Genomic DNA, 611 nt, shown 5'->3' with positions numbered 1-611 from the left:
GCTCATAAATCCTTCTCCTATTTGGTTTTTTTGTTTGTTCAGCAACCCCTATTTAAGAAATAAAGGAATAATGGATAGGCATAAAAATTAAAATTAAAATTTTCGATTATATATGAATATGCAAGTTAAGGATCGTCAGCCTATTTATATCCTTTTGGGGTGTAACTTCTAAAGAAAACTTGAGCGTTTGAGCCTAATAGACGACTCGTGACGCGGTCGTTCACCACAAGATTTTTATAGGCTGCGATCTATTCGTTTAAAAAGTAATTACTCTTTAAACTGATGAACCTAGGCTTTTGAAGCCCTTCCAGCATTTCTTGCCTTCCTATACGCTTATACTTATGCCTAGAAATTCCCCAATACATGTCGGAAATACATCTTAACTGAAATTTATATATTTTTAACTTATAAGAAAGGGATAAAACAGTAACGTAGGGATTTTTTTACCAAATATATGCACCTTCACAAGTATTCGCCTGTGGTTCGTAATAACAATGTTGTTTATATTGTCCCGTAAATGGCTGATTATACCACGTAGGTGGACATGGGGCATAGGGAGTGAACTACCCTCCACTTACCACCCTTGCGGGTCGCTTGAAGTGGGGGCTTCT

1 pseudogene is annotated in these 611 nt (G+C 36.8%); it reads right to left on the bottom strand.

The annotated features are described in order from the left end of the window. Positions 1-443 precede the first annotated feature (443 nt). Positions 444-563 (bottom strand): annotated as a pseudogene (locus LIZ98_RS17630) (cell wall hydrolase); the annotation flags it as partial. Positions 564-611 lie beyond the last annotated feature (48 nt).

The organism is Caldibacillus sp. 210928-DFI.2.18 (assembly GCF_020554505.1).
GTDB classification, from domain to species: domain Bacteria; phylum Bacillota; class Bacilli; order Bacillales; family Caldibacillaceae; genus Caldifermentibacillus; species Caldifermentibacillus hisashii.
This window is presented reverse-complemented; position numbering and strand designations above follow the sequence as displayed.